We start from the raw sequence: 20931 nt of genomic DNA on the forward strand, positions 1-20931 counted from the left end.
GTTAATAAAGTTATGTCTCGTTTCCATACCGAAGGGGAAATGCTGAAAGCAGGTTTCCCTTTCTTTTTAATAAGAGCAATCACAGATCAGAGAAAAAATGTGAAAACAAGTGAGGATAACTTAGATCAAAGAGGGGAATGCAAGTTGTGTTTTTGTATGCACAAAAACCTTTTCATCTTGCCCTGCGGGGCTAACGCCCATTCCCCAAAAACTAAATGATCCCCCTCTTTGAACCATTGATATCAGTTACCAAAACAAGCCATGCGACCAAAATTGTCCGATACAGATAAACGAAGTGCAAAGCTTATCATCCGGGTTTCCCGCGAAGAGAAGATTCGTTTAAAAGCTTTGACTAAAAAAGGGAAATATGGCTGCATGAGTGACTTGATCCGAACAAAGGTTTTTGGTAAGTCAAAAAGGAAAGCCATTTCGTTGGATGAAGAAGCCACGAGCCAGTTAAAGGGCCTGGATTACGAGTTAAACAAGATTGGTGTAAACCTGAACCAGCTTTCCAAGCGAATGAATTCGTTTGCAGGTTACAGGGTTGATGACAATGACCGGCAGCTGTTGAAACAGGCTTTTGAGATGATGCGAAATTGTTTGACCCTGCTCCAGAAATATCTGCGCTAAACTGAATCTCGAACCCAGAGAGAAGCTGAGATCATGATCATCAAAATCCACCAGGCTTGCAGTACAAAAAACGCTTTATTTTACAACGAACGGAAAGTGGAAAGGCACAAAGCGAGTTTTTATCACAGCCAGAATATGCCCGTCTTAAACCCGTTTCTGGGGGACAAAAATGACCGGTACCGAGTTTTTCAGGAGATTGAGGATCGGAATACCCGGGTTAAAAAGCCGGGATTACACATATCCGTTAATCCAACAGTCAGCGATTTGGTCCGGTTGGGTGATGCCGGTATCAGAACTGATATTGGTAACCTGATGGAACACTTGGGTTATGGCAACCAACCTTATTTGGTTTATAAGCACGCCGATTTGGAACGGGTGCATTTTCATATCGTTTCCACCCGTATCGATTGTGATACTGGTAAAAAGATCAAAGACAGTTACGAAAAAGAAAAGACCCAGCGGTTCATCAAAGAGCTGGAACAGAAATACCAGTTGACAAAAGACGAACATACGGAAAAGTTAAACTATCGCTTTTCCGGCTCCAGCAAAAACCTGAAGCAAAATCTGGAAAGCCTGTTTGGACAACTCAACCGGATGGAGTTCATCACCTCCAAAGAAATGTATGATCAGGCTTTAAAGCTGTTCAATGTGGAGATTAGAAAGGCTGGACGAGGTTATTCGGTTTTTGTGACGGATGAGAATGGGAAGCCGATCCGGCACCCGATAAGGATGAGTGAGTTCGAAGAAAGGCCGAAACTATATTTAGAGAAAAGTGTAAGTCCTGTTGAAAAAGTGAAAATAAATTACAAAGTCGGATTCCCGGAGAATTTAAAAACTGAATTATTAAAAGCGTTACTTTATCAGTACAAAACAGATATAAACAGTCCAACCAGGAAAGTCAGAAAAGGAATTTCTACCGTTCGCAAAAAGAAAGGAAGAAAATATTAATAACATTCATAACTATCTTTTTTGATGATTATTATGCATCTTTAAGCTAATATCTGTGATACCATGATTCGTAAGTGTCTTTTGATCTTAACACATACTTTTACCAGCATTTTTGCTGTTGGTAACTTTGTATAAAGTTATGGAAACCATGTTCTTGAATTTATTGAACTTTCATAAATTGTGTACCGCTGAAAGCACAATCGATTGACAACCCTGAAAACTAGATTTTTTAATGCTTATAGCTGTTAATAATGAAAATATCAGAATCCTACCACAAAAAGGCAAAAGAGGCTTTTGCCCATATTGTGGAAACGAAGTCTTAGCTGTTTGCGGAGAGATCAATGTTTGGCACTGGAGGCATGACGTAACCTCAAATTGTGACCTTTGGAAGGAACATGAAACAGAATGGCATCGGAAATGGAAAGATAAATTTCCGGAAGCATGGAGAGAGTTTATCATTACAAAAAATGGAGAAAAACATATTGCAGATATAAGAACAGATTCAGGACTGATTGTAGAATTTCAAAACTCATCTATTTCAAGTGAAACGATCAGGGTCAGAGAATTCTTTTATGGAAAGATGATATGGATGATTAATGCCGATTATTTCAAAGACAATTTTTCAATAAGAAGCCTGGTTAAAACAAGACTCCGCGAGAATGAATTTCTATACAAAGGATATTTCTCTTACAACAAAACAGATGAGAAAAGCATAAAAGAATTTGAAGATAGGGAACGGGAAATCGAAAGGGATATCAAAGCCTTGGAGAAAAGGATGGATTGGTTTTCAAGCAAAAAAGAAAGTTTTGAAGGACATCTGGAAAATATAGAAAAATCAATTAATTACATTGTCAATCGAGATCGGATTTACAGCGATTTTAGGGAGTTTTATTCGGAGAATATTGACCTTGTACAGCAATGCCAGTTAGAAATGGATAAGCTGGATAAAGCGATCACTCAACTCTCCAGACAGATTGACCAGGTTAATGGGTTATCAAATTCAAAGACACCTGGTTATGAGGATTTAAAGATTGTAGATTTCAATCTGGTTTCTGCCAAAAGCTATGCAAAATGTAAATTGATAAAGAAAGATACTTTAAATACTTTTTTCCCTGAGGTAATCGATGTAAAATCAGAAAGTGAATTTCGTTGGTATTCAAATCAAGCAAACAAATATTTATTGTTAATTGATTTAGGTGAAAATATAAAGGAACTAACTCAAAGAACACAGGATATCTCTCAAGAGAAAAAAGATTTGGAGGTCAAAAACATTCATTCAATCAATGCATTGAGAAAAGATTTACAGAAGTGGCTGGAAAAACAAACAAAAGAGAATGAGGATGAAATCGAGTTGCTTGATTTAAAAATTGACAATCTTCAAAGTATAGCGATAAAGCTTCCAATCGCAAAAGAGAAACGATTAAGAGAGATGGAAGAGGAAAATTTACTATTGGAACAAGAGCTGAACGAAGATCAAAAGAAAAAGGAAATTGAAATAAAAAAAGGCTGTAAAGGAAAATATCTATACGATTGGAAACATCGCAGGAAATCATGGGATTATGCTGAACGCCCATTATTATTAGATTTTGGGCCACATATTTTTAAAGTTGAACCTGATGGTATTTTAATAAAAATGAGTATCGAAGATTTTATCGAATGGATTAAAAATCATTAAAGATATTGCCCCAGCCATTTCCTGAAAATTAATTGAGTTTGTAGGAAAGTAAACACCTTATATTTTGTTATATTTGACAATATTGTCTAAACATACATTTCTAATGAAAAATACTGCGTTTGGGGCATATCTGAAAGCGTTAAGGGAAGAAAAGAAAATTCCGCAACGAAAGGTGGCTCATGCAATTGACGTTGACACGAGTACACTCTCCAAAATGGAATTAGGCGAAAGACAAATTACGATTGGAATGATAAAACCCTGGGCTGAAGCTTTGTCTGTAGATTTCAAAGAGGTTCAAATCAAATATATCTCCGGAAAAATAATTCATGATTTTGACGGTCAACCTTTCCTGAAAGAGGCATTGCAATCAGTTATTAAAGAGCTTTAAAATATTATATGGCGAAAAAGAACGGAAACGGAGCTGAAGAAAAGCTCGAACAGAAGCTGTGGAAAACAGCCGACAAACTGCGAAAAAACATTGATGCCGCGGAATACAAGCATATCGTATTGGGTTTAATTTTTTTGAAATACATCTCGGATGCTTTTGAGGAACTTTACCTGAAGCTGAAAGCCGGCGAAGGAGAATATGCCGGTGCCGATCCTGAAGATCCGGATGAATATGGCGCCGAAAATGTTTTCTATGTTCCACCCTCCGCACGTTGGGGTACAATCCAGTCGCACGCCAAACAGCCCACCATCGGTAAAGAACTGGATGACGCGATGGACGCTATTGAAAGGGACAATAGCACCTTAAAAGGCATTTTGCCCAAAGTTTATGGACGACAGAATCTCGACATTCAGTCCCTGGGCGGATTGATTGACACTATTGGAACCATTGCACTTGGCGATAAAAAATCAAAAAGCCAGGATGTACTGGGACGTGTTTATGAATATTTCTTAGGACAATTTGCTTTGGCTGAAGGGCAAAAGGGCGGACAATTCTACACGCCAGAAAGTATTGTACGACTTTTGGTTGAAATGCTCCAACCATACAAAGGGCGGGTTTATGACCCCTGTTGTGGGTCCGGAGGAATGTTCGTTCAGTCTGAAAAATTTATTGAAAGCCACCAGGGACGGCTGGACGATATTTCTGTTTACGGACAGGAAAGCAACCAAACCACTTACCGCCTGTGCCGGATGAATCTTGCCATTCGCGGTATTGATGGCTCCAACATCAAATGGAATACCGAAGGTTCGTTTCTGAATAATGCCCACAAAGACCTGAAAGCTGATTACATCATCGCCAATCCTCCTTTTAATGTAAGCGATTGGAGTGGCGAGTTGTTGCGTGATGACGCTCGCTGGCAATATGGTGTACCGCCATCCGGAAATGCAAACTTTGCCTGGGTGCAGCATTTCCTGTACCATCTGAAACCCGGAGGTGGTCATGCAGGGTTTGTTTTGGCCAACGGCTCTTTGAGTTCCAATACTGGCGGTGAAGGCGAAATCCGGCAAAAACTGGTTGAAAACGATCTGGTGGAATGTATTGTCATGCTTCCGAAAGCCTTGTTTTTTAACACTGGCATTCCGGCTTGCTTGTGGTTTTTGCGACGGGGGAAGAAACAACGCCATGGAGAAGTGCTGTTTATCGATGCTTCGGAATTTGGCTATATGATTGACCGAAAAAACAGAGCTTTTACTGCGAATGATATCAGCCGGGTGGCGGATACCTATCACCATTGGCTTAACAAAGCAGAAGCCTATCTCGATGAAAAAGGTTTTTGCAAATCGGCCAACCTTGCCGATATACGGAAACACAAATTTGTATTGACTCCCGGCCGTTATGTAGGAATACCTGATGAAGAAGATGATGGTATTCCGTTTGAGGAAAAGGTTTCAGAATTAACGTCCAGGTTAAGAAAGCAAATGAATGAAGCACAAAATCTGGATGTGGAAATAAAAACGCAACTAGCGAAGATTGGCATAGAATTATGAAACTGATTGAACAAATACAAAAAGGCGAAAGCAAAACGCTCGAATTAAAAGAAACTTTACCTAAAAACGAGAATATTGCTAAAACAGTTATTGCCTTCTCAAATACCAGCGGAGGGAAACTGATTATCGGCGTAAATGACAATCGGGAAATCACAGGTATAAACGACAATGAGCTGTTTGATACGCAGGATAAAATTGCCTCTGTTATTGCAGACAACTGTTCTCCGGGAATCATGCCCGAAATTTACAACGTGAATGTCGAAGGCAAACTGGTATTGGTGATTGAAATCGTGCGGGGCAATTTGAAACCTTACTTTTTGAAAAACCAGGGTAAAGCCGACGGTACTTATATTCGTATTGGTGCAACCAATCGTCTTGCCGATTTGGATACGATTGCGGAACTGGAACGGCAGAAACGGCACATTAGCTTTGACGAAGAAATCTGCTATGATGTGACGTTTGACCAACTCGACATTTCTCCGATTCTGCAACGGTTTGAAAATATTGGGAAACCGATAAATGAGGACAAACTAAGAAATCTGAAGCTGATTAAATCAGAAAACGGCAAAGATTATCCCACCTATGCACTGATGATCCTACTTGGTAAATTTCCGCATTGTACGGTAAAGTGTGCCCGGTTTAAAGGTACTACCATGGATGTTTTTATCGACAAAAAAGAGTACGGAGGTGACATTTTTTCCATCCTTGAAAATACCCAAAGTTTTGTATTGAACCACATTAACCTGAAAGCAGAAATAAAAGGATTATATCGTGAGGAAACTTACGAAATCCCGGTGGTGGCCCTTCGCGAAACTTTGACCAATGCTCTAATTCACAGAAATTACGTGAATCAAGGACGGGATATCAAGGTGGGGGTTTACGATGATATTGTAAACATCGTGTCTCCGGGGAGTTTACCCAGCAACATTACTATTGAAGATATTTTTAACGGACGCAGTGAAGCACGAAACCGGGTAATTGCCCACATTTTTAAGGAACTGGGCCTGATTGAACAATGGGGAAGCGGAATAAACCGGATTATTAATGCCTGCAAGGAACAAGGTTTACCAGCTCCTAAAATTGAAGAGAAGAATGATTTTTTTGACGTAGAACTCATTCGTCCACGTCCGGTTACAGCCGATTACGACCGATTGGCGGACGATAAACCGTCGGACACCGTCGGAAAACCGTCGGAAAACCGTCGGATACCGTCGGATAGCAATGAGCAAGAACGGACAATACTGGAATACATCTTCGAAAATGGCTCAATAAAGTCGAAACAAGTTGAAGAAATCCTGAATATTAAAGAGAGCCGGACCAGGGAGTTGCTTAGGGAAATGGTTGAGAAAGGTTTCATCGAAAAATATGGTCAAGGCAGAAGTACATTCTACACTATCGCAAAGGAGGGCAAGGAATGAGTGAATGGAAAGAATTTCAATTAGGGGAACTGTACAACGTTTCTTCCGGGCTCTCAAAGGCCGCAGATCAATTTGGTTTTGGGAATACATTTATCAGTTTCAAAGATGTTTTCAATAGTTACTTTTTACCTGAAAATCCCGAAGGATTGGTTAACTCAAATGAAAAGGAACAGATAAGTTGTTCCGTTAAGGCTGGAGATATACTCTTAACACGAACAAGCGAAACAAACGATGAAGTTGGAATGTCTTCAGTAGCCTTGAAAGATTATGAGAAATCAACCTTCAATGGTTTCTGTAAACGACTTCGGATTAAAAAAGATGCTCCAATAAAAGTATCATCATTGTACATTGGTTATTTACTAAGAACCAGGTTCTTCAGAAAGACAGTGGCAAATTTTGCAACGATGACAACCAGGGCGAGTTTAAATTCCGAATCTATAAAAGGCATACCGTTATTATTTCCGTCTTTTTCACTCCAGAAAGAAATTGGCAAAACATTGCATTGTCTGGATAAAAAGATTAATCTTTTAAAGCAGCAAAACCAAACCATGGAAGAGTTGGCGCAAACCCTGTTTAAGCGCTGGTTTGTCGAATTTGAATTTCCCAATAAAAATGGCGAGCCCTACAAAAGCTCTGGCGGCAAAATGGTTGAAAGTGAATTGGGCGAAATTCCGGATGGGTGGAGAGTTGTCGCATATGAAAACATTGTAAATATTAACTCAGGTAAAGGATTGAAGAAAGATCAGTTTGTTGAGAATGGTCAGTTCGAAGTTATAGGTGCCAATGGACCACTTGGCTTTACCGATAAGTATTTAACAGAGGAAAGACTGATAATAACCGGGCGGGTTGGAACACTTGGAACTGTTTACATTATAACAAAACCTGTTTGGTTATCTGATAATGTATTGGTTTCAAAACCGATTACAGAAAGTCATTTCTACTTCTCTTACTTTACTCTGAAGAGATTCAATTTTAGTGCACTGAATAGTGGAAGTACTCAACCACTTATAACTCAGGGTGATTTGAAACGTGTAGCGGTTACTCTTCCAATATCCGAATTGTTGGAAAAATTTCATAAATCAGTAAAAGACCTATTTGAGAAATCGTTCATTAATAATATGGAGATCCAAACCCTTACTCAATTACGGGACACCTTATTGCCGAAGTTAATGAGAGGGGAGTTGAAGGTGATAATGAATAAAAAGCAAGAAGCCAGTGAACGAACTCGAGTATTTTAAAAGCCTGTTTGATCGGGAGCAAATTCGAAAGGTCGAATTGAATAACGAGGTCAATATCCCCATCGGGATCATTACGTTAATATCAGGAGGAGTGATTTTAGTTTTCAAAGAAACTGTGAGTTCTTTTTGTTCTTTCGACTTCATCTTAATTGTAGTTATCGGTCTGCTACTTATGGTAAGTGTTCTGTATATAGCCAAATCATACAACAATCTTTTCAAGGGTTTTAATTACAGTTATTTACCCGATTCAAAAGAACTATATAATCATAGGAAGGAACTCAAAGAATATAACCGGAAGATAAAAAAGGGAGAGCGGGAAAGCTTCAAGAAATACTTGATTGAAAATTACGCCGAACTAAATTCCGCAAACATGAAAATAAATCGAAGTCGTTTGGATGATTTGTATGTGGCCAAAACTTTGGTTTTAATAGCGTTAATTTTGACGATAATTTTGATTTTTTCATTTATGATTATAAACTTAAATCAATAAAAATGAGCAACGAACAAAGTAAAAAACCGGCATCAACGCCGCAACCAAAACCAGTAAAGCCACAGCGGCCAACGAACACAATCGAGAAAGGAATAAAAACCGGGGAAATTTCAGCTAAAAGGGATAAGTGAAATTTATATGATTAACATCGCAAGAGCTTATTGTCTAAGGCGATGAGTGTAGTTGCAGGTAAAATTTTTAAGGTTATGAGTGAGGGAAAAGACATTTATTTCTACAAGGGTACTGATAATGTATTGGAAAAGTCGGATAAATCTGATTTACCTCCAATTGAAAGGATTCAAAAATCCTTTGAGAAGGTATTGGATGGTAAAAACCTTTCATTTCTTCTTGGATCCGGGTGTTCTTCATACTATGAAGGTGAAATGGAGGTCGGAGTTTCCACCATGAAACCCTTAGCCAAGAAATTTTATGATGATATTTTAAGTGAAGAGGAAAGGGACAAACTCAAAACCACTTTAGGTATAGATGTCTCCTTATCCAAATTCAAGGAAAATCTTGAATATTTCCTTGGCTCGCTGCATAGCATACAGTTTTTTGAAGAAAGCATTCAAGCAGAACAAATTCAGGAAACAACACATGAAGCTGATGAACCTAAACAAGAAGAGCAAGAAGAATCTGACCCAAAAGATAGACTTTCATTGATTATAAAAACCGTAAAAAAGGTCAAAGAGTTTTTAATTGATGAAATGCTCAATGAGCCAAACAAAAAGGATGGAAAAGATGAACCTGTAAATAAGTTATATGAGAGATTCTACCGGAAACTACTTTATCGAAATTCAAATCTGCCTAAGCCAAATATTTTTACTACAAACTATGATCTTTATTCCGAAACCGCATTGGATAAGCTTGGAATCCACTATGTAAATGGATTTTCAGGTGGAATCAAAAAATATTTCAATCCTACTATTTTTAATTATGCGCTTGCAGAACGTATGGATCTTTCCCAAAACAAATGGGGAGTAATTGACAACTTCTTCTACCTCTACAAAATTCATGGCTCTATAAATTGGATACAAGATGTTGAAGGAGCAAAATTATTTAACGTCAGAGAAATTCAAGAAACTACTGCCGCAGTTTTAAAGAGTATGGAAACTGTAATGATACATCCAACTCCTCTAAAACACAATGCAAGTTTGGGCAGCCCTTATTCCGATCTATTTAGGGAATTTCAGAAAAAGCTCATGCAAAACAACAACGTCCTTGTCACCATTGGATACAGTTTTAGCGATGAACACATTAACAATCTTATTTATCAGGCATTTACCATCCCATCATTTAGATTGATTGTGTTGGGCAGTCCGGCAACCGGAACAGAAATAGAAAAATTGAGATCACTCAATGATCCAAGAATCTGGATAATTGGCGGTGAATTAGAAGACGAGAAGAAGCTTCACTATTTTGAAGGATTTGTTGATGCGATACTTCCGGATTTAACCAATGATGAGATCGATGATAAAATTGAAAATGCAATAAGAACATTATTCAAGAGAAATGAACAAGGAAGATAAGCAGAGAGTAATAGGCAAGGTTGTTGCCATCAATTCTGATAGGTTCACTATTGAATTGCTTACTGGCATTGATAATTTCAACATCAGTGGCTTTGATGATATTCACTACTTTGCTCAACTTAATAGCTACGTCATCCTTCCGTATCAAAACTATTATATCGTTGCAGAAGTAGCAGGTGTTAGAGAAAAAGATCTGAATGTTCCATTTAGTGACCCTAAAGAACAGTTCCTTAACAAGGTAAAATCTGGGAAATTTTTAGAAGTAATTCCTATTGGAGCCTTAAAACAAAAAACAGCTCCTTCCATATCATTTGATTTTGAATTTGGAGTGAGTGTCTATCCAGCACTTTACACCGATACCCTTTACATCAAAGAGTCTGAACTGGACGCTATATTCAATGTAAATGATCAGGAAGAAAAAATTTGTGATTCTGATCACTGGAAAACAACGGAGGATGAATGCCCACATGGAGAAAATAAGAGATTCAAAACCCTTTCCATAGGCAAGTCTACTATATTCCCAGATTATGATGTCAAAATTGATATTGATAAGTTCTTTGGCGGTCATTCTGCGGTTCTGGGTAATACCGGGAGCGGTAAGTCCTGTACGATCAGTTCAATGATTCAGGGATTGTATAACTTTAAGGATTATGCTGCAACCGGCAGTACATTCATTTTTTTTGATGTCAACGGAGAGTATAAGCAAGCATTCTCTGAATTAAGCATTAAAAATGATTCAATAGCTGTCAAATACTTAACAATTGATGACTCTTCAACACCCGTACAAGAAGAAATTTTTTCACTACCTAGCTGGTTTTTGAATATTGATGAATGGGCATTGTTGTTACAGGCAAGTGAAAAAACGCAAATTCCTATATTAAGAAATGCCCTTGGTTTAGCATCTTTATTTTCATTGGATGATTCTGCTAACACTATAAGAGAAACAAAGAATCATATTCTCGCAACATGCATAACGCAAATTTTAAGGGATGAAACAAGTAGTCCTTCTAAAAGTGACCGCATTCATTCCATTTTGAGAAAATTCAATACTCAAGACATCAATTTGGATATTTCTTTTACATATGCTGATTCACAAGGTAGAGACTCGAACAGGATACTTTTTGACAATAATAAACAGCAGAAGGCATGTACAATTGAAAATACTTTGTTTGTTCACTTTGGCGGTCTGATTGGTAAAGAACATCTTCACTTTTTCCTAGAACAAACAAATGAAGATGGAGACCATATTTTTTTCTCGTCCTCTTTTAAAATGCCCATTTACGAGAAAGAGAGGAAATTTAATTTTAAATACCTAGAAGAAGCCATTGATTTAGCCATACTTTATGAAGAAGCACATGGTAACAGACATATCCGTGATTATTGCTCTTCATTGATTACCCGTATCAAAAGCTTACAAGATCGACCTGATTATAGTTTTATGAGAGCTGGTAATGGATCAATTAATGAATACAAAAAGAAATTGTTAGGTGTCACCAATGTAGAGAGCAAACCGATCAAGCAAAGCCAGGTTATGATACTTGATCTAAGCAGTGTTGAAGATGAAGTGGTTGAAGTAATTTCATGTGTCCTTTCCAGAATCGTTTATGAAACCATTAAATCATTTGAACCACGAAACACATTTCCAGTCAATTTAGTCCTTGAAGAAGCTCACAGGTATATCAGTCACGATCCACAGCGCTCATTCTTAAAAGCAAATAGGATTTTTGAGACGATAGCTAAGGAAGGACGGAAATTTGGTATGTTTCTATTAATCTCTTCCCAACGGCCAAGCGAATTATCCAGAACTGTCCTTTCTCAATGCAGCAACTTCATTGTACATCGGATTCAGAATCCAGAAGATTTGTCTCATATTCGCCAAATAACCCCACACATTTCTGAGACAATTTTAAAAAGGATGCCTTCAATCCCAACACAACACGCTTTAATCTTTGGTCATGCGGTAAATTTGCCTACGACCTTTAAAGTGAACAATGCTGATCCACTACCACTGAGTGATAATAATAAGATAAGTGAAAACTGGTTTAAACCCAAAGACCATTCACCATCTGTAGACTTAAATTTTAAAAATGACCAAACTAACTGAAAATGACATCGAACATTGGGCTATCGAAGAACTCGAAAATCTGGGATGGAAATACCTGAATGGTGCAGTAATTGCCGCCGACGGTGAACATCCTGAGCGCAATTCTTTTAGTGATGTTGTATTAAAAGGACGTTTGCAGGAAGCCATTGTCCGGAATAATCCGAATATTCCGTTTGAAGCTCAGCAAGAAGCGGTAAAAATTGTTGAGCGCGTGACTTCGTCTGAGTTAATGGACAACAACCTCAGGTTCCATGAGTTGCTTACCGAGGGGGTTCCGGTCGAATATCGTAAAAATGGCATTCAGCGTGGCGACCGGGTACGGTTGGTCAATTTCGAAAATCCAGGTCAAAACGATTTCCTGGTAGTCAACCAGTTTACGATCATTGAAAACAACAATAACAAACGCCCCGATCTCATCCTGTTTGTCAACGGGTTGCCCTTAGTCATTTTTGAACTAAAAAATGCGGTGGACGAAAATGCCACCTTGAATTCAGCCTACAAACAAATTCAAACCTACAAGGATACCATTCCAACCTTGTTTACCTACAATAGCTTTTGTGTTTTGTCGGATGGCGCCGATGCCAAAGCCGGTTCCTTGTCCGCTGGATTTTCGCGGTACCTGGCCTGGAAAACCAGCGATGGCATGAAAGAAGCCTCACCGCTCTCCAGCCAATTGGAGGTGCTGATTAAAGGACTGCTCAATCCGGCGATCCTGCTGGATTATATTCGTCATTTTATAGTTTTTGAAGAATCCAAGCATGTTGATGCCAAAGGGATTGCAACTATTCAAACCGAAAAAAAAGTAGCCGCTTATCATCAATATTATGCAGTAAATAAAGCGATTGAATCGGTAAAAAGAGCCTCCGGAACAAAAGGAGACCGTAAAGGCGGCGTGGTTTGGCATACGCAAGGAAGCGGCAAGTCGCTGTCGATGGTATTTTTCAGTGGCAAACTGGTGCTTCAGCTCAATAATCCAACCGTCTTGGTCATTACCGACCGCAACGACTTGGACGACCAGTTATTCGAGACCTTTGCCTCTTCAAAACAACTACTCCGCCAGGTTCCGGTGCAAGCCAACAGTCGGGAACACCTAAAAGAACTACTGAGAGTAGCTTCCGGTGGAATAGTGTTTGCAACCATCCAGAAATTTCAGACGGAAAATGGAACAAACGTGTACGAGCAACTGTCCGACCGTACCAATATAGTGGTGTTGGCCGATGAAGCCCATCGTACCCAATACGGTTTCAAGCCCAAGAGTATCGAGGTAAAAGATGACCAGGGAGAAGTAATTGGCCAGCGTTTGGTGTATGGTTTTGCCAAATACATGCGCGATGCCTTGCCTAACGCGACCTACCTGGGTTTTACAGGCACTCCGGTAGAATCAACCGATGTCAACACTCCGGCAGTGTTTGGTCACTATGTCGATATTTACGACATCGCACAGGCCGTTGAAGACGGTGCCACAGTGCCTATTTATTACGAAAGCCGCTTGGTGAAGATCAACCTTTCGGAAGAAGGCAAGCAGTTGATTGAGGAACTGGATGAGGAACTGGAGAGCGATGAGCTGAGCGATACCCAGAAGGCCAAGGCCAAATGGACCAAAGTCCAGGCTATTGTTGGAAGCCCGGCAAGGTTAAAGAAAATTGCTGAAGATATTATCTTTCACTACGAAGAACGGACCAACAGCGGAATTGAAGGCAAAGCGATGATTGTGACCATGAGCCGCCAAATTGCAGTTGATCTCTACAACGAGATCACTGCGATTCGTCCGCATTGGCACGGCGACAATTTAGACCAGGGAGTGATTAAGGTGGTGATGACAGCAGCTTCATCTGATGGCCCGGAGATGATGAAGCACCACACCACAAAAGAACAACGTCGGACTTTGGCCGACCGCATGAAAGACAACTCTGATCCATTAAAACTGGTGATTGTAAGGGATATGTGGCTCACCGGCTTTGACGCGCCGAGCATGCACACCTTGTACATCGACAAGCCGATGAAAGGCCATAACCTAATGCAGGCCATTGCCCGGGTGAACCGCGTGTACAAAGATAAGCCTGGCGGTTTGGTAGTCGATTATTTGGGTATTGCTTCTGATTTAAAGAAAGCCCTTTCCTTTTATGCAGATAGCGGGGGTAACGGTGATCCGGCCAGGGCACAGGAAGAAGCAGTCCAATTGATGCTGGAGAAACTGGAAGTGGTGGCTCAAATGTTTTCAGAAAAAACAAGCCAACGTGAACCGGAATTTGCAATGGCTGCCGAACCCCAAATACTTTACGGCAAGGGTTTCGCCTATGAGGATTATTTTGATGCCACAGTCAAACAAAAGCTGGAAATCATACTTTCGGCTGTTGAGTATATCCTCAGCCTGAATGATGGCAAAAACCGATATGTGCGCGAAGTGACGGCGCTTTCGAAAGCCTTTGCGATTGCTTTGCCCCACGAGGAGGCGATGGACGTTAAGGATGAAATCGCATTCTTTCAGGCGGTTAAAGCGCGCTTGATGAAATTTGATTCCGGCAGTTCCCGGAATGGCGGCAAAAGCGATTACGAAATTGAAACTGCCATCAAGCAAGTGGTTGATCAGGCCATCGTTTCGGAACAGGTCGTTGATATTTTCGATGCCGCAGGCATCCGGAGACCCGAATTGTCGGTTCTCGATGATGAGTTTCTGGAAGAGATGCGTGACATGAAGCACAAGAACCTCGCCCTGGAAGTGCTTAAAAAATTACTTAATGATGAAATTAAGATCAGAGCAAAGTATAATATTGTGCAAAGCCGCAGCCTGATGGAAATGCTGGAATCGTCGATTAAACGCTATCAGAACAACCTGATTACGGCAGCCGAGATTATTCAGGAGATGATCGAACTGGCCAAAGAAATTAAGGAAGCCGATAAACGTGGTGAGAAAATGGGCTTAAGTAAGGATGAACTTGCATTTTACGATGCAGTCGCTCAAAATCAAAGCGCCAAAGACCTTTTAGGAGACGAGGTTCTCCTGAAATTAGCCCGGGTTTTAGTTGAACGGGTAAAAGCCAATGTTTCCATCGATTGGACCGTGAAAGAATCAGTGAGAAAGAAACTAAAGGTTATCGTTAAACGCACCCTGCGCCAATACGGCTACCCACCCGACATGCAAAAACTGGCAATGGATACGGTGTTACAGCAAGCTGAAGCTTTAGCTGAGTTTTGGAACATTTGAGAAATGATGGCATGGAACAGTATTTTAAAGGTGGCGTATTAATTATTGGTTCTTTATATTGGCAAGATCATCAAGAGAGAGAAGGAGACGAAATTCGAAAAAAATGGAGAGATACATTTTTGGAAATAAGTCATTCCGTGGATGTCACCATTCCTATAAGATATGGTCGGTTTTCAACCAAAGAACAGACTTACACAATGGTATTTGACTACAGACTTCCAAAAGAAAAATTTGGAAGAGGAAAAGCCGTGCCTCTTAAGAAGCAAATACAGTCAATTGAGGATGTTATCATTTGTGCTCGAGAATTATCACTCGCAGAAGGGAAATATGACAATATGCTAATAAAGGGAAGAAAGTCGCCTGCATGGGGAGTATGTGGGCTCAGCTTTAATCCGAAAATTTCAGTCATCTTAAAAAAGGAATTTTTAGCTAATTGGGAACTTACTCTTAAAGAAAACAAAATAGGATATGAAACATTTTTGAAAAAATCGAACGATTTTAGTTTATCACAAAATGGAGAATTTTTATTTGACTTCCCATCTGAAGCTATTGAATTCGATTTTTTAATTGCTGTCTCAACAGAACCAATATTGAGAAATGGAATTGCTGAATTAACTCCAGCTGAGATAGCTCAATATGTCGTAAACAGAGAGTATTTCTATCCAAATCAGGAACATGGCATCATAACTTACCAAGATGGAGAAATAAAAAGAGTCTTGATAAATTAAGTAAGATTATTAAACTACAGTAGCCAAATACTTTGCGATAAAGAAAATGTGATAACATGATCTGAGAAGTTTTAGAATTGAGGCTCTTGCTTTGAAATGTAAAATTGTTAGCTAGTACTCCAATTCTCTTTGTGTCTCATCAATATCCAGATGTCTTCCCCAACTCTCATAGTGACTTGCAACCTCGTTTAGTAACGATGAAACAATTGGAAATTGATGGCATATTCCTTGAGATAGATTTCTGTATTTTTGCGCGGTAACCCGCTCCGGAGAGCCATTACTTACAGGTCGGATGTGAGCCTCTGTACCCTTGCCATTTATTACTCCAAGTACAAAGCCTTTGTTAATTTCTTCCTGATCAAGTTTTTCAATAATTTCACACAACTCAGGATGAGGCCAATGCTTACAACAAACTGATAACCTTCCCAATAGTTTCCCTATTTCATAAAAACCTCGTTTCTCTCTATCACGTTTTTTACATTCGCCTATAGCAGAATAAATCCAGTTCAATAAATATTCGGAATTGATTTCTTCAGAATCGTTCATTCCGGGGAGAATACACCAACTTTCAATCAGTTCATGAGCATTCTTTGCCCTTGATGCAATATCTTCTTTTCCAATCTTGACCATTTCTTCTTTTGGATTCTTGTTTTCTGGGATATAAATCCAAGAAATAAGTTCTGCAAAAAATGAAGGATCATTTTCAATATATTTAAAAAGATACTTGATTGGGCGATCACTATGAGAACCATTTAATATTGGTAAATAGTACCATTCCAATAATTGCATTTTTTTTTCATCAATAGCTTCTTTATCCAAACGTTTAAATAGCTCTGAAATATGCCATGCTCCATTGTCTATTTTCAATTCTTCAGTGTGTATCCCAGTTGCAATTCCCTCAAGTATTTCAATAATTAATTCAGGAGGAATGTTCTTTCGCTCATATCGAATTAGCTTTAAACTTGTCAGGTACCGATTATACTTATTTAACGTTTTTATCCCTAATTGTAAATCATCTCCTCTCAGCCTGTAGCCATAGGGACTTTTGAATATGTTCTGCCAGTAATGATCTTGTACTTCAGGTAGTTGATCATTTAAAATATTCCATAGACTTGAGGAGGGATTAATGGAAAGGAAAAATTCGGATATCTTTTGTGTTGATCTGGAAATTAAAGAGAAAGCCAATTTTTCAAATATCCAATCAGATCCTTTTAGGTCAGATTTTCTGTTAATATATCCCATAGTCATGGAATAGGGTTTCCCCTCCTCACTTAGAAATAGATGGAAAATATCGTCGTCAATATTATCCATCACATCGGCCAAATGATATCCGATCTCCCAGGATTTTGTAGTTCTGGAAACTAATTCTAATATTCCGTTTATCCCATATTCATTAAAAACAGCATTGACGGCATCTTGCCTTTTCGATTCTAATAACTCAATTCTTTCATCATGCGAAAGGGAATGATGACTACTTTTTTCAATATAATCTACGTTGAAATACCAATAGTATTTATCTATTGTAGTAGTAACTAAGGACGGGAAAAAGTCTTTAAGTAGGGTTAACTCTTCACCTTTCAATGCCCATTTTTGATTTGAGTACATTTCGTGCCTTTGAATAAACTCTCGCAAAGCATCCCTCAATAGGTCAATCTCTCCTTCAAATTCCGCAATACCGGTCAGGGTATTTATCATTATAAGCCTACGTTCTCCATAGAAATTATTAATAAAATCAATAATCTCAGCCCATTTGCTTGCATCATTTTTTGCTAATTCAATTAGCTTTTTTTGAACAAACCCGGAATTCTCATATACCTCTTTCCTTGAAATAACGAGATTATTTAAGTCCCTCATTCGATAAATTGGCTTTTGATTATAATGACCTGTATCTTGCGTCTTTGGAACGAGTAATTTAAGCAATTCAAAGGCAACTTCAGGCTCTTTCATTATTAAAGTCTCAATTACTTCCTGGCGGCTTTTTAAATCAGCGTATGTTTGGGGTAGCCAGTTCAAAAAGATAGATCGTAATGAATTGATCGGTCTGTTTGATAGCGCACTGCCTTTGTCTAGCTTAAAAAGTTTAGCTAATATTATGACCACTCTAGACAGATAAGTGGGATTCCAGGCTAAAAGTTCCAAAGCCCAAAGAATGTGAGTATGATATGAGGGACTAAATAAACTATACTCTTTGTCGTCAAATAACTCAGTAAAAATCTCAGGTGATTTTTTGATTGAATTTTCAAAGGAAGTAAAAAATGATTCAGGTGATGCTTCTGCAAGTACTACCAATTTATTTTCGACTGATTGCCAAAAAGAGATTTCATTCCTTGATAACAATCTCCTGACAATCTTGTCAGTCCACGCTTGAATGTCAATATTAACATTAATACCCGAGGACTCACCATAGACTGCCAATAATAATAACGAATGGGAAATGCCATCTCGTAGTCGCGAAGAAAATTTTCTCTTTTTATCAAATAATGCGGCTGCGTATCTCATATTTGGCTCAAGATCAAGTGCAGGGTCTGTTTCTCCTAACATCTCAAAAACAACGTTTTCAAATTGCCGTAAATGTTCTTCAGTAATGTATTTTGCAAGTACATGCATCAAATCATAAGATGATACTATTCTCCAATGATTGGCGACCTGATAAATTGGGGCATCATTTATTACTGACCATCTTTTTAGCTTTTCTTTATAAATTCCATAATCGCATCGGGAGAACTTTTCGATGACATCCTTGTCACCTTGAACAGCGTCATCAAATTTTTGTATCAAAAATATTGGAATGAGCTCCATGCAATCATTCCCGGAATTCCAACCAACACGCCCCGGAGCATTTGAGAGGATTCTCTTTAATACAGAAAAGCTTCTGCCACATTGTCGCGAAAGTGCTTCTGCTTTGGTACGTTCAATTCCAATACTTTTTAACGATTCAGTGAAGCTTTCCCATTTGGGAATTGGAATATTGATCCCCCTACATTTCACTTCGAAAGTCACAGGCTTGATGAGAAGGTTTGATTTTGCATCGAAGTTGTTAAGTGCATCATTTTCATTAGAGTCGTAGATAATAATTAGCTCATTATGGATTGACAAGATTTCTTTTAAATCTTCCTTATTTGAGACGACTAAAGCTTTCGTGAAAAACTTTTCAGAAGTACTGTTATCAACACTAATCGCGGATGCAATGAAAAAGCAGATACTTTCAGATATAGAGGAAGATTGTATCTCCGTCGATTGGCCGAAATCAAAAATTATTTTTTGTATTTGGCTTTTTTCAAATTCTCTGCCTGAGATTAATAATTCTGGTGTAAAGACAAATGTTTCGTTACTAATAAATCGCTGCCAATATTCCAATGCAGATTCAACATGGTTCGTAAAAAGGTTTAGTTTTCTTGCTAGCCAATGCGCAACGACTGGCTGCTGCTCAAGCCAAAGTTCCAAATCATCAGCATCATATATCTTAAGATCTTTCCATTCATTTGTTTCTTTCTTCGCTTCAATCCATTTCGTTTTTAATGGTGTTATCCACCTTCTTGGAGTTATAAAAACAAAGGTGGAATTAAGACGGTCAATCTCGTTTGTCTGTTGGCTTCTTTTGTTATATTCCCGATCACATTTTCTTTTATAATCTTTATCCCGACCAAATTCCCATAAAGAAGTTCCTTTGGGGACAAACCCATATTTTGAATCTGTAAAACATTGTCCGTCCCATCCTGGTTTGTAAATACTACTCCCGATAGGAACAGTAAGCTCAGGACATGAAGGGCACGATGAGATGATTAGCTTTCTGATTAGTTCGGGTAAAATCCCCTCGCAATCTTTTTCATCAGCCAATTGAACGAGATTTGAAGATTGAATCCATCTCATTTTATTGTATTTGGTTAAATGAATTGTGAATATAAGAAGTTTTTGCCATTGTTTTTTTATCATCAAATATTGTTGTCCTTTTGCACTCAAATTTCCGACAAAGTTATTGATCGCTTCCCGGAACGGTAAAGGGGAACTCGCTTTTCGTGGCTCGTTTCCTTCGGATGCGTTCAGTTTTTTGCCTTCTTCACTAAATGTGAACAGGTTGAATTTGTGAAAATCCAGAAAGGCAAAAACTGACATGCACCCCATTGACCTGATCCGCAACAGCTCAATGGAGGTACGCCAAAAATTTAAGTTTAATGGCGTGCCAGAGATCCCCTTGGTTTCCACGAGGGTGCCAAAACAAGTCCGAAAGGCATCGGCAGTTTCCCATGAATAATTCATTTGACATTTATGAAATGGTTACCAACCTGATTATCGAGCGCCTTGAAAAAGGGGTTGTCCCGTGGCAGATGCCCTGGAAAGCTGAAACTGGTCTACCTCAAAACATGGTCTACAGGAAAACCTACCGTGGTTTTAACTTCTGGTTATTGCTTACCGTGATCGATCAATACGGTTCGCCGTTCTTCCTGACCTTCAAACAGGTCAAGGAGCTGGGTGGGCATGTCCAGAAAGGCGAAAAAGGCTTTCCCGTAGTTTTCTGGAAAATCCTTGAAAAGGAAGAAAAAGATGGTAGCCTTGAGCAGGTACCGTTCCTCAGGTACTATACCGTTTTCAACCTGAAACAGACCGAAGGGATTGATGAAAGCAAAATCCCGTCCACGGAAGCCCACGATCACGATTTTGACCCCATCGGCCAGGCCGAACAGTTGATCGAGTACTGGTCTGATTGTCCAGAGATCAAACTTGATCAATCCCACGCCTTCTATTCGCCTTCAAGGGATTTTATCGGGATGCCAAACCCAAGGACTTTTTTCAAGGACGAACAATTTTACTCCGTCTTGTACCATGAAAGCGTTTATCCCAACTAATTTATTATCCCAACTTTTCCTATAAAGCTCTTATATACACATATTTTCAGCGCGGAAAGTTCGGATAATAATTCAATTCATTCCTTATATTATTAGCAACTGTCACTAAAGTCAGTTGTTAGAAATATGAACATAGCACAATTAAGAAAATCCCACCCGATGTTGCTGAATTACCTGATTCAGCATG

13 protein-coding genes are annotated in these 20931 nt (G+C 39.0%); 12 read left to right on the plus strand and 1 reads right to left on the minus strand.

Going from position 1 to position 20931, the window contains the following annotated elements:
- Nucleotides 1-261 precede the first annotated feature (261 nt).
- From GR929_RS00250 to GR929_RS00300, 11 genes are all read left to right on the plus strand, one after another.
- Nucleotides 262-630, plus strand: a complete 369-nt coding sequence (locus tag GR929_RS00250; protein ID WP_159516911.1) for a plasmid mobilization protein — start codon at nucleotides 262-264, stop codon at nucleotides 628-630.
- A gap of 33 nt (nucleotides 631-663) precedes the next feature.
- Entirely contained in the window at nucleotides 664-1578 is a 915-nt protein-coding gene (locus tag GR929_RS00255; RefSeq protein ID WP_159516912.1) for a relaxase/mobilization nuclease domain-containing protein, read from the plus strand.
- A gap of 775 nt (nucleotides 1579-2353) precedes the next feature.
- A complete protein-coding gene (locus tag GR929_RS21830) occupies nucleotides 2354-3253 on the plus strand; it encodes a hypothetical protein (protein WP_235933988.1) in 900 nt (299 codons plus the stop codon).
- A gap of 103 nt (nucleotides 3254-3356) precedes the next feature.
- Complete coding sequence (locus GR929_RS00265) at nucleotides 3357-3641, plus strand: helix-turn-helix domain-containing protein (protein ID WP_159516914.1); 285 nt, start codon at nucleotides 3357-3359, stop codon at nucleotides 3639-3641.
- 8 nt (nucleotides 3642-3649) lie between these two features.
- A complete protein-coding gene (locus tag GR929_RS00270; RefSeq protein ID WP_159516915.1) occupies nucleotides 3650-5188 on the plus strand; it encodes a class I SAM-dependent DNA methyltransferase in 1539 nt (512 codons plus the stop codon).
- Nucleotides 5185-6606, plus strand: a complete 1422-nt coding sequence (locus tag GR929_RS00275) for an RNA-binding domain-containing protein (RefSeq protein ID WP_159516916.1) — start codon at nucleotides 5185-5187, stop codon at nucleotides 6604-6606. The genes GR929_RS00270 and GR929_RS00275 overlap by 4 nt, the downstream gene beginning before the upstream one ends.
- The gene (locus tag GR929_RS00280) at nucleotides 6603-7844 is read left to right on the plus strand and encodes a restriction endonuclease subunit S (protein WP_159516917.1); all 1242 of its coding nucleotides are present in this window, start codon (nucleotides 6603-6605) and stop codon (nucleotides 7842-7844) included. The genes GR929_RS00275 and GR929_RS00280 overlap by 4 nt, the downstream gene beginning before the upstream one ends.
- A 663-nt stretch (nucleotides 7845-8507) precedes the next feature.
- Nucleotides 8508-9863: an SIR2 family protein gene (locus GR929_RS00285; RefSeq protein ID WP_201300858.1), complete on the plus strand. Its 1356-nt coding sequence runs from the start codon at nucleotides 8508-8510 to the stop codon at nucleotides 9861-9863.
- On the plus strand, nucleotides 9847-11967 hold the full coding sequence (locus GR929_RS00290; RefSeq protein WP_159516918.1) for an ATP-binding protein: 2121 nt from the start codon (nucleotides 9847-9849) through the stop codon (nucleotides 11965-11967). The genes GR929_RS00285 and GR929_RS00290 overlap by 17 nt, the downstream gene beginning before the upstream one ends.
- Nucleotides 11951-15172, plus strand: a complete 3222-nt coding sequence (locus GR929_RS00295; protein ID WP_159516919.1) for a type I restriction endonuclease subunit R — start codon at nucleotides 11951-11953, stop codon at nucleotides 15170-15172. Before GR929_RS00290 ends, GR929_RS00295 begins: the two co-directional genes overlap by 17 nt.
- Nucleotides 15173-15183: 11 nt before the next feature.
- The gene (locus GR929_RS00300) at nucleotides 15184-15900 is read left to right on the plus strand and encodes a hypothetical protein (RefSeq protein WP_159516920.1); all 717 of its coding nucleotides are present in this window, start codon (nucleotides 15184-15186) and stop codon (nucleotides 15898-15900) included.
- Between the two features lie 111 nt (nucleotides 15901-16011).
- Here the strand turns inward: GR929_RS00300 and GR929_RS00305 are convergent, their stop codons facing one another.
- Nucleotides 16012-20157: a hypothetical protein gene (locus GR929_RS00305; protein WP_159516921.1), complete on the minus strand. Its 4146-nt coding sequence runs from the start codon at nucleotides 20155-20157 to the stop codon at nucleotides 16012-16014.
- A 14-nt stretch (nucleotides 20158-20171) separates the two neighbouring features.
- On the opposite strand from GR929_RS00305, the gene GR929_RS00310 reads away from it, so the two are divergent.
- Nucleotides 20172-20744, plus strand: a complete 573-nt coding sequence (locus tag GR929_RS00310; protein WP_159516922.1) for an ArdC-like ssDNA-binding domain-containing protein — start codon at nucleotides 20172-20174, stop codon at nucleotides 20742-20744.
- Nucleotides 20745-20931: the final 187 nt, after the last annotated feature.

The organism is Sunxiuqinia indica, assembly GCF_009847015.1.
Classification (GTDB): Bacteria; Bacteroidota; Bacteroidia; order Bacteroidales; family Prolixibacteraceae; genus Sunxiuqinia; species Sunxiuqinia indica.